Source organism: Marinobacter sp. CH_CUG1437-1 (assembly GCF_037029655.1).
GTDB lineage: Bacteria > Pseudomonadota > Gammaproteobacteria > Pseudomonadales > Oleiphilaceae > Marinobacter > Marinobacter salsuginis.
Genome location: NZ_JAYMEW010000004.1, coordinates 184,933 through 199,060 on the forward strand (window position 1 = coordinate 184,933; position 14,128 = coordinate 199,060).

At 56.0% G+C, this 14,128-nt stretch carries 11 protein-coding genes and 1 tRNA gene; 4 read left to right on the forward strand and 8 right to left on the reverse strand.

Annotated elements, in window-relative coordinates:
- Positions 1–169: 169 nt before the first annotated feature.
- Complete coding sequence (locus WA411_RS12930; RefSeq protein WP_291907742.1) at positions 170–1,189, reverse strand: quinone-dependent dihydroorotate dehydrogenase; 1,020 nt, start codon at positions 1,187–1,189, stop codon at positions 170–172.
- 409 nt (positions 1,190–1,598) lie between these two features.
- Between WA411_RS12930 and WA411_RS12935 the strand changes: the two genes are divergently transcribed.
- The gene (locus WA411_RS12935) at positions 1,599–2,759 is read left to right on the forward strand and encodes a cation diffusion facilitator family transporter (RefSeq protein WP_069184616.1); all 1,161 of its coding nucleotides are present in this window, start codon (positions 1,599–1,601) and stop codon (positions 2,757–2,759) included.
- A gap of 18 nt (positions 2,760–2,777) precedes the next feature.
- Here the strand turns inward: WA411_RS12935 and WA411_RS12940 are convergent, their stop codons facing one another.
- Entirely contained in the window at positions 2,778–4,277 is a 1,500-nt protein-coding gene (locus WA411_RS12940; protein ID WP_069184615.1) for a RimK family protein, read from the reverse strand.
- Positions 4,278–4,478: 201 nt separating this feature from the next.
- On the opposite strand from WA411_RS12940, the gene rimI reads away from it, so the two are divergent.
- Positions 4,479–5,597 (forward strand): ribosomal protein S18-alanine N-acetyltransferase, encoded by a 1,119-nt coding sequence (rimI, locus tag WA411_RS12945; RefSeq protein ID WP_222464279.1) that lies wholly within the window; start codon positions 4,479–4,481, stop codon positions 5,595–5,597.
- On the opposite strand, the gene uvrB is transcribed toward rimI, so the two are convergent.
- Entirely contained in the window at positions 5,598–7,658 is a 2,061-nt protein-coding gene (uvrB, locus tag WA411_RS12950) for an excinuclease ABC subunit UvrB (protein WP_069184613.1), read from the reverse strand.
- Between the two features lie 183 nt (positions 7,659–7,841).
- On the opposite strand from uvrB, the gene WA411_RS12955 reads away from it, so the two are divergent.
- Both WA411_RS12955 and WA411_RS12960 read left to right on the forward strand, forming a co-directional pair.
- The gene (locus WA411_RS12955) at positions 7,842–9,026 is read left to right on the forward strand and encodes a pyridoxal phosphate-dependent aminotransferase (RefSeq protein WP_136629374.1); all 1,185 of its coding nucleotides are present in this window, start codon (positions 7,842–7,844) and stop codon (positions 9,024–9,026) included.
- A 70-nt stretch (positions 9,027–9,096) separates the two neighbouring features.
- Positions 9,097–9,172, forward strand: a tRNA-Asn gene (locus WA411_RS12960).
- Positions 9,173–9,675: 503 nt separating this feature from the next.
- On the opposite strand, the gene pyrF is transcribed toward WA411_RS12960, so the two are convergent.
- The 5 genes from pyrF to rpsA all read right to left on the reverse strand — a co-directional run bounded on the left by pyrF (position 9,676) and on the right by rpsA (position 14,075).
- A complete protein-coding gene (gene pyrF, locus WA411_RS12965; protein ID WP_291907755.1) occupies positions 9,676–10,386 on the reverse strand; it encodes an orotidine-5'-phosphate decarboxylase in 711 nt (236 codons plus the stop codon).
- Positions 10,387–10,418: 32 nt separating this feature from the next.
- Positions 10,419–11,588: a lipopolysaccharide assembly protein LapB gene (gene lapB, locus WA411_RS12970; protein WP_291907758.1), complete on the reverse strand. Its 1,170-nt coding sequence runs from the start codon at positions 11,586–11,588 to the stop codon at positions 10,419–10,421.
- On the reverse strand, positions 11,588–11,890 hold the full coding sequence (locus WA411_RS12975; RefSeq protein ID WP_291907761.1) for a LapA family protein: 303 nt from the start codon (positions 11,888–11,890) through the stop codon (positions 11,588–11,590). The genes lapB and WA411_RS12975 overlap by 1 nt, the downstream gene beginning before the upstream one ends.
- Before the next feature lie 59 nt (positions 11,891–11,949).
- Positions 11,950–12,246, reverse strand: a complete 297-nt coding sequence (locus WA411_RS12980; RefSeq protein WP_008172061.1) for an integration host factor subunit beta — start codon at positions 12,244–12,246, stop codon at positions 11,950–11,952.
- 134 nt (positions 12,247–12,380) lie between these two features.
- Positions 12,381–14,075 carry a 30S ribosomal protein S1 gene (rpsA, locus tag WA411_RS12985; protein WP_014576794.1) on the reverse strand — a complete coding sequence of 565 codons (1,695 nt, stop codon included), beginning with the start codon at positions 14,073–14,075 and terminating at the stop codon, positions 12,381–12,383.
- Positions 14,076–14,128: the final 53 nt, after the last annotated feature.

A 14,128-nucleotide genomic window follows, 5' to 3' on the forward strand; every position in this document is an offset into this window, starting at 1 on the left:
CTGAACTAACCCCGAATCTTAATCTGATCTTTTTCTACACAACTTGACGCAGTACCCAGAGTAACCCAAATGGGGCCTCCCGCCCCATACCATGCGAAGAAGCGCTACGGGGTTCATTCCCCGCTCGGGCCCGCTAAGCGGGCCCACCTTCGTTCTGGGACACCGACAATCACTGTACCTGCCTGATCGCCTCAACGGCTTCTTTTATCAGCTGAGGCCCACGGTAAATAAACCCTGTGTAAATTTGTACAAGTTTGGCTCCGGCCCGGACTTTCTCTGCTGCGCTCTCGCCGTCGGTAATGCCGCCCACGCCAATAATCGGCAACGACTCCCCCAACTCCGCGTAAAGTCCCTTTATGACCCTCAGAGACGCTTCCCGAACCGGCACTCCGCTCAGCCCCCCGGCCTCATTGGCATAAGGATGACCCGCCACCGCATCACGACTGACCGTTGTATTGGTGGCAATCACGCCGTCCAGCCCCGTCTCTCGCAGCGCAGATGCCACAAAACGGATACCGTCATCGTCCATGTCCGGAGCAATCTTTACGGCTACAGGCACATAACGCCCATGTTCTTTTTCGCACTTCAGTTGCTCGTCCTTGATGGCTTCCAGAAGCCCTTTCAGGGAGTCCCCAAACTGCAGATCCCGTAGCCCTGGCGTATTGGGCGAGGACACATTCACCGTAATGTAATCGGCGCGGGTGTAGACAGCCGAAATCCCCTTTCGGTAGTCCGATTCGGATTGATCGTTGGGCGTATCCTTGTTCTTGCCAACATTGATTCCCAACACCCCGCGGTACCGGCGATTGTCCACGCGCGCCAGCAAGTGGTCCAACCCTTCGTTATTGAAACCCATGCGATTAATGATGGCCTGGTGTTCCGGCAGTCGAAACATTCTCGGCTTGGGGTTTCCGGGCTGCGCCAGTGGCGTGACTGTTCCCACTTCAATGAATCCGAAGCCCAGGGCTCCAAGTGCATCAAGATGATCGGCGTTCTTATCAAGACCTGCGGCGAGCCCGACAGGGTTCGGAAAATCCAGCCCCATAACATTCACTGGCAATGAATCTATTTTTGGCGAAAAAACGCTCAAAACGCCCAATCGTTGCGCAAGATCCAGACCATTCAATGCAATATTGTGAGCCTGCTCAGCCGGAAGACGGAAAAGCAGGTTGCGGAAAACGCCGTACATCTGAAAAAACTCCCCTGATCCAAGTGGGCGGAGTATACCGGAAGTTTTCCACAGCTTCCCGGGATAGAGAAAAATCAGCTCTAAATGACTGTATCATGGCAGTCTCATGACCTTTTCCACGGAATCTGTGGATAACCCTGTTGAAAATCGAGGGGCAACGGTTCCCATCCCTTGATAACTGCGCCAGTCTACAGATTGATCATTTTTTGACCAGTTGAATTTAACTTTATTTTCAATGGGTTATAAATTTTTTCCTTGCCTGTCGACAAATACTAAACAAAATGTTACCCGGTCACCGTTCTGCAATGATGTGCATAAATCACTTGAAATTCGGCTTTCGGGCCAGCACTGCCAAACACTCCAAGAATAACGTTATACTGACACCTGTTTTCGGATCAGGAGTTCTGCAATGCAAGAGCCGATTTCCTCCGCTCAACAGAACCGGGACAGTCTTGCGGGCGAAATGAGGGCGGCTTCAAGGGTCACCATTATTGGAATGATTCTCGATGCCGTACTCGGTGTCATTAAAGTCATTGCAGGTGCTCTTTTTCATTCCCAGGCACTGCTGGTCGATGGCATTCACTCCTTTACCGACGTTGCCTCGGATCTGGTTGTCCTCGGTGTCATGAAAATTTCCCGCCAGGAACCGGATGAAGATCACCCCTACGGTCACCAGCGAATCGAGACCTTCGGCACCCTGGTGCTTGGTAGTATTCTGATCGCGGTAGGAGCTGCCCTGGCCTGGGAAAACACGCTTCGTCTGATCGAAGGCAACGTGGATACCGTTCCCGGGTGGCCGGTCCTGGTAGCGGCGGCCCTGTCGGTGGCCGGGAAGGAGTGGATCTTTCGATACACTCGCCATGTAGGCCTGAAAATTCGCTCGGATCTGATTATCGCCAACGCCTGGCACAGCAGAACCGATGCGTTTTCCTCAATCGTCGTTCTGGTTTCGACCGCAGGTGCCATGCTGGGGATGATCTGGCTCGATGTGTTTGCCGCAGTGGTGATTGCCGGAATCATTATCCACATCGGCTGGAAGTTCACCTGGGACAGCGTAAAAGAGCTTGTGGATACCGGCCTTTCTCACGAAGACACAGAGATGCTCAAGAGCATTGCCCGCGACACAGACGGCGTGCGCAACGTCCACGAACTTCGTAGCCGTCGCATGGGCCATGACATCCTGCTGGATATTCACCTGGTGGTCCGGCCGGAAATCAGCGTTTCAGAGGGACATCAGATCGGTATGCAGGTGGTCTCGGGCATGCGAGACGCTCTGGACAACATTCGGGACATCAATTTCCACATCGACGCTGAAAACGACGAAGACCAGCCACTGACCTCTGAGCGCCTGCCTTCCCGAGAAGACATCCGGGCTGTACTGGCCCGGCATATTGGTGAACTTCCACACCACAGTCGCCTGCGGCTGCACTACCTGAAGAACAAGGTGCACCTGGAACTGTTTCTCGACGAGTACGAGGAAAAAACCCTGTTCTCCTCCGCGAACATCAGGGATCAGCTTCGGGATTACCCCTGGTTTGGCAGTGTCCGGGTTTGGGTGGCCGGCCCCTGAAGAAACCGGCCAAACCCTTTACCTCCGCCGGTTCTCTTCCATCCTGGAGAGAAATTCCTGCATGATCAGGGTATAGAGCTCCCCCCCGAGAAAGCGATCCTCGACACCGGCATCAATGCTCGGATTGTCGTTGACTTCGATCACGGCAACCCGGTTTCCGGACTGCTTGATATCCACACCGTACAGCCCGTTACCAATCAGCTTGGTGGCATTCAGGGCCGCCTGAATCACATTTCTCGGCACCTCGTAAGTGGGCATGGTCTCGAAGCCACCGCTTTCACTCTCGGATTCACCGTGCTGGTAGATCTGCCAGTGGCCTTTCACCATCATGTATTTGCAGGCGTAGATAGCCCGACCACCTAGCACACCAATGCGCCAGTCGTAATCGGTGTACAGATATTCCTGGGCCAGCACCAGGGCCGACTGCTTGAACAGGTCCTTTAGACCGGCTCGCAAGGTCTTCTCATCCTCCGCCTTGGTAACGCCCCGGGAAAATGCGCCATCCGGAATCTTGATGACCACGGGAAAGCCCAGCTCGCTGATGACCTGTTCAACCGCGTTCTTCTGGTCTTTGGACAGGATCAGCGTCTTGGGTGTGGGAACCTTGTTGTTTTTCAGAAGATCCGCAAGAAACACTTTGTTGGTGCACTTCAGGATCGATACAGGATCATCAATAACTACCATACCCTCCGCCGCTGCCTTGCGGGCAAAACGGTAGGTATGGTGGTCAATGGCGGTGGTTTCCCGGATGAACAGGCCATCGTATTCCGGAAGGCGCATGTAATCCCTGCGGGTGATCTGCTCAACATTGATACCCAGCTTGCGACCGGCCTTTTCGAATCGCTTCAGGGCAACCTTGTCGCTCGGCGGCATTTCCTCATCGGGATTGACCAGAACCGCCAGGTCGTAGCGGTAACGTCGACGGGTTCTGGGCTTACGCCACACCATGCTGCTGAAACGATCCAGGGCGGCGGCAAATACGTCCTGCTCCTGTTCGCCGAGGTCCGCCGGGGCCGCCGGTTTCATGGACTCGATCTGCCACTGCTTGCGGCGCTTGAAGACAACCTCGAGAATCGGGCACGGAAAACGCTCGAACAGGGCCCTGGCAACCGGTTTGAGATCCGGATGCTCAGCCTGGCCAAAGTACGTCCGGATCCGGACTTCATGAGTAGCTGCGCGCTCATCACTGGCGGGATCAATTGCCGAACCCGACGCCTCCAGCCAGTTGATAACGCTCTCATCAAGCTCTTCCAGCTCGAGAGAAAACAACCCTTTCCTACCCAGGTCATTAAGCGTCATTACCGAAGGCACCACGTGGTGGCCACGGGCTTCCGCCAGCAATGAGCAATAATACCCCTTGCTCAGGTACCGGGCGCTCTGGCACAGGTTAATGACTCTTACCCGGCTGGACGGCGGTGCCGAGAACTGGAGATACTGATCAAACGTCAGTACATCTTCACTGGGGTAATAAGGCGCCCAGTCTTTGGCGCGGTCCACTACGATAAGCAAACGGGACATTAAAGGCATTCCTCCCTGAAAGGTCTTGCCTGTGATATTTGACGCAACGATACGCCGGTGATGATCGGTGCACAATCGACGAATAATGCGTGCTTTTACGCATCCTTACAGTCTTTGCGTTACCCTTGCTCTCACCCATAATAGCCGAATACGGGAAGCCCACCAGCATGCCCTCCAAGCTCTTCTCAAGGCCGCATCTCAATGCCTGATTTCCAGCTACGACAAGCCACCAGCAAGGATCTCAACGCCCTGGTTGAGCTTGAAAACCGGTGTTTCACAGAGGACCGACTTTCCAGGCGCAGCTTTCGCCGTTTCCTGGAGATGCCGAGGGACCGCTTGATAATCGCCGAAGCCGATGGCGAACTGGTGGGCTATTGCCTGGTTCTGATGAGCGCTGCTACCCGGCTCGCGCGGATCTATTCCATCGCGGTGTCACCGACTGTTCGGGGCCGGGGTGTGGGCGAGAAACTGGTGCGTGAGGCGGAATCCGAAGCGGTGGACGCTGGCCGTATCATCATGCGCCTGGAAGTCCGTGAAGATAACAAGGGCGCGATCGCTCTCTACAACCGGCTGGGCTACCGCCAGTTTGGCACCTATCGGGATTACTATGAGGACCATGGCGACGCCCTGCGCTTTGAGCGCCGGATTCTCTTCTACGAGCCTTCAAGGGAATTTCCGGCTGTCCCCTACTACCCACAGACCACGGATTTTTCCTGTGGCCCCGCCGCACTGATCATGGCCATGGCCGCCCTGGATGAGCAGCAACCGCTCACAACCCTGGAGGAGCTCAGACTCTGGCGGGAGGCGACCACGATATTCATGCTGGCCGGCCATGGTGGCTGCGGCCCTCATGGATTGGCACTGGCTGCCTGGAACCGGGGCTTTGAAGCCAGCGCTTGGATCAGTATGGAAGGTGCGCTGTTCAAGGACACCGTCAGAAGCGAGGACAAGAAACGCGTTCTGGAACTGGTCCATGAGGGGTTTCTTCATGATATCGGCCAGACCGACATCCAGCTGCACCATGATCCCCTGACCCTCGAAGCCATGGAGGAAGCCCTCCACGAAGGGCGAGTTCCGGTCATCCTGATCAGCACCTGGCAGTTGAACCGTAGCCGCGTTCCCCACTGGGTGACGGTGTGCGCGATTGATGACCAGTTTGTGTACCTGCACGATCCGGAAATCGACGCCGAGGCGGGCGAAACAGTGGCCGACAAACAATACCTGCCGGTCGACCGAAGGGTGTTCAGCCAGATCTCCCGCTATGGCAGGAACCAGCCCTTGCAGGCCGCAGTCATCGTGGGGCCAAAGCGGCCGGCCTGATCATGCGGTCCGAAGGGCCGCCTCCTTCAGCTCGGCGATCTCGTCCCGAAGACGGGCCGCCGTCTCGAAATCCAGCTCGGACGCGGCTTTGTACATTTCGTCCTCCAGCCGCGACACTTCTTTGAGAACTTCCTCCGGCGACCGGTTTCCGGTTTTCGCCCTGTATTGCTCTGCCTCTTCCGCCGCTTTCTGTCCCGGGCGCTCGGCCTTGCGACGGCCTCGACCACCGCCACCTGCACCTTCCATGATGTCCGCAATCTTCTTGTTCAGGCCCTGGGGCGTGATGCCGAATTCGTCATTGTGGGCCTGCTGTTTCGCCCGCCGGCGCTCGGTTTCATCAATGGCTCTTTGCATGGAACCCGTGATTCGGTCGCCGTAGAGAATGGCTTTACCGTGAACATTCCGCGCGGCACGGCCAATGGTCTGTATCAATGAACGTTCCGACCGCAGGAACCCTTCCTTGTCAGCGTCGAGGATGGCCACCAAAGACACCTCGGGCATGTCCAGACCTTCCCGCAACAGGTTGATCCCCACCAACACATCGAATTCACCTCGCCGCAAATCCCGGATGATTTCCACCCTTTCCACGGTATCGATGTCCGAATGCAGGTAGCGAACCTTGATATCGTGCTCCATCAGGAAGTCGGTCAGATCCTCCGCCATGCGCTTGGTCAGCGTTGTCACCAGAACCCGTTCCTTAACTTTCACCCGGGCATTAATCTCGGAAAGCAGGTCGTCCACCTGGGTAGAGGCCGGGCGCACCTCGATTTCCGGATCTAGCAGGCCGGTGGGTCGAACCACCTGCTCCACTACCTGCCCGGCGTGCTCGGCCTCGTAGTTCGCCGGCGTAGCCGATACGAAAATCATCTGCGGCGCAATCCGCTCCCACTCTTCAAATTTCATGGGCCGGTTATCCAGCGCCGATGGCAGGCGGAATCCATACTCGACCAGCGTTTCCTTGCGGGAACGGTCACCTTTGTACATGGCGCCGATCTGGGGAATGGTTACGTGGGACTCGTCCACCACCAGCAAAGCGTTGGGCGGCAGGTAATCAAACAGTGTCGGCGGTGCCTCACCGGGCCGGCGACCGGATAGATAGCGCGAGTAGTTCTCGATGCCGTTGCAATAGCCCAATTCCAGCATCATTTCGATGTCGTACCGGGTGCGCTCTTCCAGGCGTTGCGCTTCCACCAGGCGGTTGTTGTCCCGTAGTTGCTGCAGCCGCTCATCCAGCTCCACCTTGATGTGCTCAACTGCATCCAGAACCGTCTGCCGGGGCGTGACATAATGCGATTTCGGATAGATAGTTACCCGGGGCACACGGCGAAGAACCTCGCCAGTCAGAGGGTCGAAATAGCTGAGATTCTCCACCTCATCATCGAACAGCTCAATGCGGATCGCCTCTTTCTCGGATTCCGCAGGAAACACATCGATCACATCGCCTCGAACACGGTAATTGGCCCGGTGGAACTCAACGTCATTCCGGGTGTACTGAAGCTCGGCCAGGCGCCGCAAAATAAACCGCTGGTCAATCTGATCGCCCCGATCCAGGTGCAGCATCATCTTCAGATAGGATTGGGGATCACCCAGACCATAGATGGACGAAACCGTTGCCACGATAATGGCGTCCGGTCTTTCCAACAACGCCTTGGTGGCAGACAGACGCATCTGTTCAATGTGCTCGTTGATGGACGCGTCTTTTTCGATAAACGTGTCCGACGAGGGCACGTAGGCCTCGGGCTGGTAGTAGTCGTAGTAAGAGACGAAATACTCCACGGCGTTGTCCGGAAAGAATTCCTTGAACTCACCGTAAAGTTGGGCTGCCAGCGTCTTGTTGTGGGCCATGATGATCGTTGGCCGTTGAACCTCCTGAACCACATTGGCGATAGTGAACGTTTTACCGGAGCCGGTTACCCCCAGCAGGGTCTGGTGTGCGAGACCGGAGTGAATGCCATCCACCAGCCCCTCGATCGCCTTGGGTTGATCGCCGGCTGGCTGGAACGGTGAATCTACTTTGAACACACCTTCCCTTGCGGAAACGTTTGCCTGATTACTGGCCATAACTGGCGAAAACCTCCGGTAAAACCGAGGCAGGGGCGTTATGGTCCCTACCATTAGAGAAATTTAGCGATACACTGGCTTCATGATACCATCAGTGCGATCGACGGCTGGGCAGAAATCAGCCAGCAGCTCTGGCACCCGGCGGTCGCAGCCCTATCAGACGCAGCTTTAAGGAGCGCAAGTTTGGACCTTCAACTTTCCAGCCGAGTACAGGCTATCAAGCCCTCTCCCACTCTCGCAGTCACCAACAAGGCCGCGGAACTCCGCGCAGCAGGCCAGGACATTATCGGCCTGGGTGCCGGCGAGCCGGACTTCGACACACCTGATCACATCAAACAGGCAGCCATTGAAGCCATCAATAACGGCCAGACCAAGTACACCGCCGTGGATGGTACGCCCGCCCTGAAAAAAGCGATTATTGCGAAGTTCAAACGGGACAACGGCCTGGATTACGAAGCCAACCAGATACTGGTAAGCAGTGGTGGCAAACAGAGCTTTTTCAACCTCGCACTTGCCACATTGAACCCCGGTGACGAAGCCATCATCCCGGCCCCCTACTGGGTTTCCTACCCGGACATGGTACTGGTTGCCGAGGGCAAACCGGTCATCATCGAAACCGGCGCCGAGACACGCTTCAAGATCACTCCGGAACAGCTGGAAAACGCCATCACCGAGCGTACCCGCCTGTTCGTGATCAACAGCCCCTCCAACCCGAGCGGCATGGCATACACCCTGGAAGAGCTGCAGGCCATCGGCGAGGTGCTGAAGAAACACCCGAACATCATGATCGCCACGGACGACATGTACGAGCCGATCCTCTGGACCGGCAAGCCGTTCTGCAACATCCTGAACGCCACGCCTGAGCTGTATGACCGCACGTTCGTGCTGAACGGCGTTTCCAAAGCCTACTCCATGACGGGATGGCGTATCGGCTACGCCGCTGGCCCGGCGAAAATCATCGGCGCCATGAAGAAGATCCAGTCCCAGAGCACCTCCAACCCCGCCTCCATCTCCCAGGCAGCGGCACAGGCTGCGCTGGACGGTGATCAGGCCTGCGTGGGCGAGATGGTCAAGGCATTCAAGGAACGCCACGACTGGCTGGTAGAGGCCCTGAACAAGCTCCCGGGCGTTGAGTGCCTGAATGGCGACGGAACCTTCTATGTGTTCCCCAGCTTCCAGGGCGCCATCGATGCCGACTCCAGCGTCAGCACCGACGTTGAGTTTGCCGAGAAACTGCTGACCGACGCCGGCGTGGCACTGGTTCCTGGCTCAGCCTTCGGCTGCCCGGGCCACATGCGTCTGAGCTTCGCGACCAGCATGGACAACCTGGAAAAGGCTATTGAGCGTCTACAAAAAGCGCTCGGCTAAAAAGTTCTGGCCAGGGGTTGACGGGGCGGTATAGCCAACTTAATATACGCGCCTCGTCACACGACGACGTTCCCCGATAGCTCAGTTGGTAGAGCAACGGACTGTTAATCCGTTTGTCGCTGGTTCGAGCCCAGCTCGGGGAGCCACTATTCTGAAAACCCGCTAATTCTTTGAGTTAGCGGGTTTTTTATTGCCCCACTTTTCGGTTTTGACTTCGGTTGTTGATAGCAAGTCCTGCCCTAGCCTTCGTGTTTTGGGGGCGGGCCAGCCAGCAGGTCTTTCCAAAACACGCTACAAGCACGTCCGTGTGCGCTTGAATCGGGCCATCCCTGGCCCTCTACAGTTTTGGAAAGACCTGCTGGCCGGCCCGTTCAGACTAAACAGATATACCGAGTAAAAAGAAAATCTGCAGCTAACGACACAATACGACTCAAGGAACTCTGCCTAATAGAGTGCGGTGCAAAAGGCGGACTATAACTGCGACGACCGGAACGGTGCTGTGGGGGTGCCCTCCCAAAAATGTCTGTGGCCATGGATGGCCACAGCCAAGCGCACATGGACGTGCTCGTAGCGGTTTTTGGGAGGGCGCACCCACAGCACCAGCCCCCCAATTTCGAAGGCTGGGGCAGGATTCAAAAAATAGAACGAGTCAGAGCTCGATCACCTCTGAATGAATAGCCTCCAAGGCAGCCAGCGGGTCATTTGCCTGGGTAATGGGACGACCGATTACCAGGTAGTCGGAACCGGCTTTGAGGGCATCCGTGGGGGTCATGATGCGCTGTTGGTCGCCTTTATCGGCCGTCAGGGGACGGATACCAGGTGTGATCAATTTGAAGTCAGCGCCCTGCTCGGCTTTGAGGTTGGGTGCTTCTTGTGCGGAACAGACGACGCCGTCGAGGCCGCAGTTTTTGGTGAGGGTTGCCAGGCGGGACACCTGGGTTTCCGGGGAATCGATGATGCCGATGCCGGCCAGGTCGTCGGCGTTCATACTGGTGAGGACGGTCACAGCAATCAGCAACGGGCGACCAGTACCGAAGGCGTCAAGGCGCTCGCGGCAGGAGGTCATCATTTTTTCGCCGCCGGACGCATGAACGTTCACCATCCAGACACCCAGGTCGGCCGCAGCCGCGACGGCAGCTGACGTGGTGTTGGGAATATCGTGGAATTTCAGGTCCAGGAATACGTCGAAACCTCGCTTCTGCAGACCCTCGACCAGTTGCGGGCCTGAACGGGTGAACAGTTCTTTGCCCACTTTCAGGCGACATTTGGCCGGGTCCAGTTTGTCGACCAGCTCAAGGGCCGGATTCTGGGACGGAAAATCGAGGGCGACGATGATCTTGGGATCGTTAGCGGTTTGCACGTTCACATTTCCTGCGGAGATTCGGTAAAGGTTTATTCGGCTTCAACACCCTGAATAGGGCGGACGGTTTCCCACTGCTTGCAACTCGGGCACAGCCAGTGCAGTTGACGACCTGAGAAACCACAACTGACACAGCGATAAACCGGACGGTTGGCAAGTATCAGGTGACCGATGCGGCTCACCAGCCTGCCCTCATCGGTGGTCATGCCCTTTTCGTAGCCGGCCATTTCCACCAGCCTGAGCAGGCCACGCACGCTCGGGCGTGTTTCCAGTTCCTGCCTGAGCAAATCGATAGCTGCAGGACGCCCCGAGGCACGTTCGACGGACTCGACAAGGGCCAGAAGGAGGCTGGTGCTCGGATAGCTTTCGTAAAGCTTGCGCAGTTTTTTCGCCAGCCGCCCGATGTCACCATGCTCGTGCTCAAGCTTCATCAAGCGGTCGATGGCTTCCGACCCGAACTCGGCGTTCTGCTCGAACACTTTGAGGCACTGGTTGCTGGCCTCTCGGTAACTGCCCTGACGAACTAGAAGCTTCATCAGAATGAGGTTGGCCCGAACACAGCAGCGATCGTAATCGAGCGCCTCCCTGGCCAGCTTCTGCGCAGCCCACCGGTCGTCCTGCTTCAGGGACTCTTCGGACAGCTCACAGGTTAAATAGGCCAGCACCTTGAACATGGCCGGGTCGGCATCGCCCCGGGTAAGCGCTCGCGCGACCTCGGCTGCTTTAGCCCACTCCTTCTCCTGCTGGTAGAGATCAATAAGCTGTTGCGAGGAATGCCGCCCATACTCCTTGTCACCCATCAATTGATGCAGCAGTGCCTCAGCACGGTCAAGTAGACCGGCATTCAGGTAATCCCGGGCGAGCTCAAGGGTGACCTGTGGCGAGAAACGCGGAGGTAGTTCGGGCCTGGCCAGAAGATTCTGGTGGATCAAGATCGCCCGGTCCGTTTCGCCCTTGTTACGGAAATGGCTTCCGATAGACAGGTGCAGACTGACGGTGTCCTTGTTTACCGCAAGGGACTGAACGAAGTTTTCAACGGCCTGGTCGGAATAGTTGGTGAACAGAAACTGGAGACGGTCCTTAACCGATTCCTCGTCGGAAATCGTTTTGCCGGATCGGTTGTCATTGCTTCCCAGCCGGCCCACTAGCCAGCCAACGGCGACTGCAACAGTGAGCAGCAGCCACTGAAGTACGATATCCATTAAAGAGTCCGGTCGTTCTGGGCCCTGGATTTCTCCAATGCCTGCTCGGCGCGATCAAGTCGTTTCTGAAGGGTTCGCCGGGACACCGCGTTTCGAACGGTGGCCAGCATGGTCATCAGCACGCCTACGAGGGCACCGACAACAAATGCCATGATAATCCAGACGGCAACGCCATGGGGCTGGGTCTCAAACAGCAGGAAGTTGAGGGAGACTGCCATTTGATTGTTGAGCGAGAATACCAGTGCCAGCAGAACCAGGACCAAAACCAACAGAATAATGAGGATCTTCTGCAATCCTGCCATAGCGATAGCACTCCCAAGGGGCCTGAGGGCCCAAATTATACGCGTTCCCTGAGCAGCTGTTAAAAGCCTTTCTTCAAGCTGTCGTTGACCTGCTCTCTCAATTCCTTACCGGGTTTGAAGTGCGGTACATACTTGGCTGGCAGCTGGACAGCCTCACCGGTTTTCGGATTGCGCCCGGTACGCGCGGCCCGGTGGTGAAGGGAAAAACTGCCAAATCCCCGGATTTCTATTCTCTGACCATCGGCAAGCGACTGGGACATGTGCTCAATGATGGTTTTTACAGCCAGTTCGACATCTTTAACGGAGAGCTGTGTCTGCTTCGAAGCAATCAGCTCGACCAGTTCGGACTTTGTCATGAGGCGTTTCCCTCTTTCGTTTTTATTCGGCCGTCGGTTACCGGATTCCCATGACTACCTAGTTTAGCCAAACCAGAAAAAAACACAAAAAAAACGGGCTCTTAGAGCCCGTTTTTTTCATACCAACCGGACGATTAGTCCTTGTTGGCGTTTTGCTGCTGCATCTGCTCCTTGATGAGATCACCGATGGTGGTCGCACCAGAAGAAGTTTCGGCAGTCTTGGTCCGCACGTTTTCCAGAGCCTGCTTGTCGTCCTCAACGTCTTTGGACTTCACAGACAGGTTGATGATGCGGTTTTTGCGATCGATGCTGATGATCTTCGCTTCAACTTCTTCGCCTTCCTTCAGCGCATTGCGTGCATCTTCAACACGGTCACGGCTGATTTCAGAGGCTTTCAGTACCGCTTCAACTTCGTCGTTCAGGGCGATGGTAGCCGCCTTGGCATCTACAGCAGACACGGTGCCCTTAACAATGGAGCCCTTGTCGTTCAGCTGTACGAACTCGGCGAACGGATCGCTCTCGAGCTGCTTGATACCCAGGGAGATACGCTCACGCTCCGGATCAACAGACAGGATAACGGTTTCAACTTCGTCACCCTTCTTGTATTCACGAACCGCTTCTTCGCCAGTCTCGTTCCAGCTGATATCAGACAAGTGAACCAGACCGTCGATGCCGCCATCCAGACCGATAAAGATACCGAAGTCAGTGATTGACTTGATCTTACCGGAGATGCGATCGCCCTTGTTGAAGTTGCTGGAGAAATCTTCCCACGGGTTGGATACACACTGCTTGATACCCAGGGAGATACGACGACGCTCTTCGTCGATGTCCAGAATCATCACGTCCACTTCGTCGCCTACCTGGACAACCTTGGACGGATGGATGTTCTTGTTGGTCCAATCCATTTCGGAAACGTGAACCAGACCTTCAACACCCTCTTCCAGCTCAGCAAAGCAGCCGTAGTCGGTCAGGTTGGTAACGCGTGCCTTGACCTTGGAACCTTCCGGGTAACGACCCTTGATATCAACCCAGGGATCTTCGCCCAGCTGCTTGAGGCCGAGGGAAACACGGTTACGCTCACGGTCGAACTTCAGGACCTTGACGCTGATTTCGTCGCCAACATTCACGATTTCGCTCGGATGCTTGATGCGCTTCCAGGCCATATCGGTAATGTGCAGCAGGCCGTCAACACCACCCAGGTCTACGAACGCGCCGTAGTCAGTCAGGTTCTTGACGATACCCTTGATTTCCATACCCTCGGTCAGGGTTTCCAGCAGAGCTTCACGCTCGGCACTGTTCTCAGCTTCCAGAACGGCGCGGCGGGAAACAACCACGTTGTTACGCTTCTGGTCGAGCTTGATAACCTTGAATTCGAGTTCTTTGTTCTCCAGGTGCGCGGTATCGCGAACCGGGCGAACGTCTACCAGCGAGCCAGGCAGGAAGGCACGAATACCGGCCAGATCGACGGTGAAACCACCCTTGACCTTACCGTTGATAATACCTTTAACCACTTCCTCAGCTTCGAAGGACTTCTCGAGTACCTTCCAGGCTTCTGCACGCTTGGCCTTTTCACGGGACAGACGGGTCTCACCGAAGCCGTCTTCCACAGCGTCGAGAGCTACATCGACAACGTCGCCGATAGCAATTTCCAACTCGCCTTTTTCGTTAAGGAACTGGGAGGCGGGGATAACGCCTTCAGACTTCAGTCCGGCGTTAACGGTGACCCAGTCGTTATCGACGTCTACAACGGTTCCCTGGACGATGGAACCTGGCTGCATGTCAATTTCTTTCAGGCTTTCTTCAAAAAGATCCGCAAAGCTCTCGCTCATTATGAGTCCTATATGATCAACGCAAGTGTACTCCGTGCCACCAGCAACACGGT

Bases quoted from the DNA above. Each gene is read 5' to 3' on its own strand.
- WA411_RS12975 (WP_291907761.1), bottom strand. From the start codon at position 11,890: ATGGCAGGATTGCAGAAGATCCTCATTATTCTGTTGGTTTTGGTCCTG.
- rimI (WP_222464279.1), top strand. From the start codon at position 4,479: ATGCCTGATTTCCAGCTACGACAAGCCACCAGCAAGGATCTCAACGCC.
- WA411_RS12930 (WP_291907742.1), bottom strand. From the start codon at position 1,189: ATGTACGGCGTTTTCCGCAACCTGCTTTTCCGTCTTCCGGCTGAGCAG.
- WA411_RS12940 (WP_069184615.1), bottom strand. From the start codon at position 4,277: ATGTCCCGTTTGCTTATCGTAGTGGACCGCGCCAAAGACTGGGCGCCT.
- WA411_RS12980 (WP_008172061.1), bottom strand. From the start codon at position 12,246: ATGACAAAGTCCGAACTGGTCGAGCTGATTGCTTCGAAGCAGACACAG.
- rpsA (WP_014576794.1), bottom strand. From the start codon at position 14,075: ATGAGCGAGAGCTTTGCGGATCTTTTTGAAGAAAGCCTGAAAGAAATT.
- uvrB (WP_069184613.1), bottom strand. From the start codon at position 7,658: ATGGCCAGTAATCAGGCAAACGTTTCCGCAAGGGAAGGTGTGTTCAAA.
- WA411_RS12935 (WP_069184616.1), top strand. From the start codon at position 1,599: ATGCAAGAGCCGATTTCCTCCGCTCAACAGAACCGGGACAGTCTTGCG.
- lapB (WP_291907758.1), bottom strand. From the start codon at position 11,588: ATGGATATCGTACTTCAGTGGCTGCTGCTCACTGTTGCAGTCGCCGTT.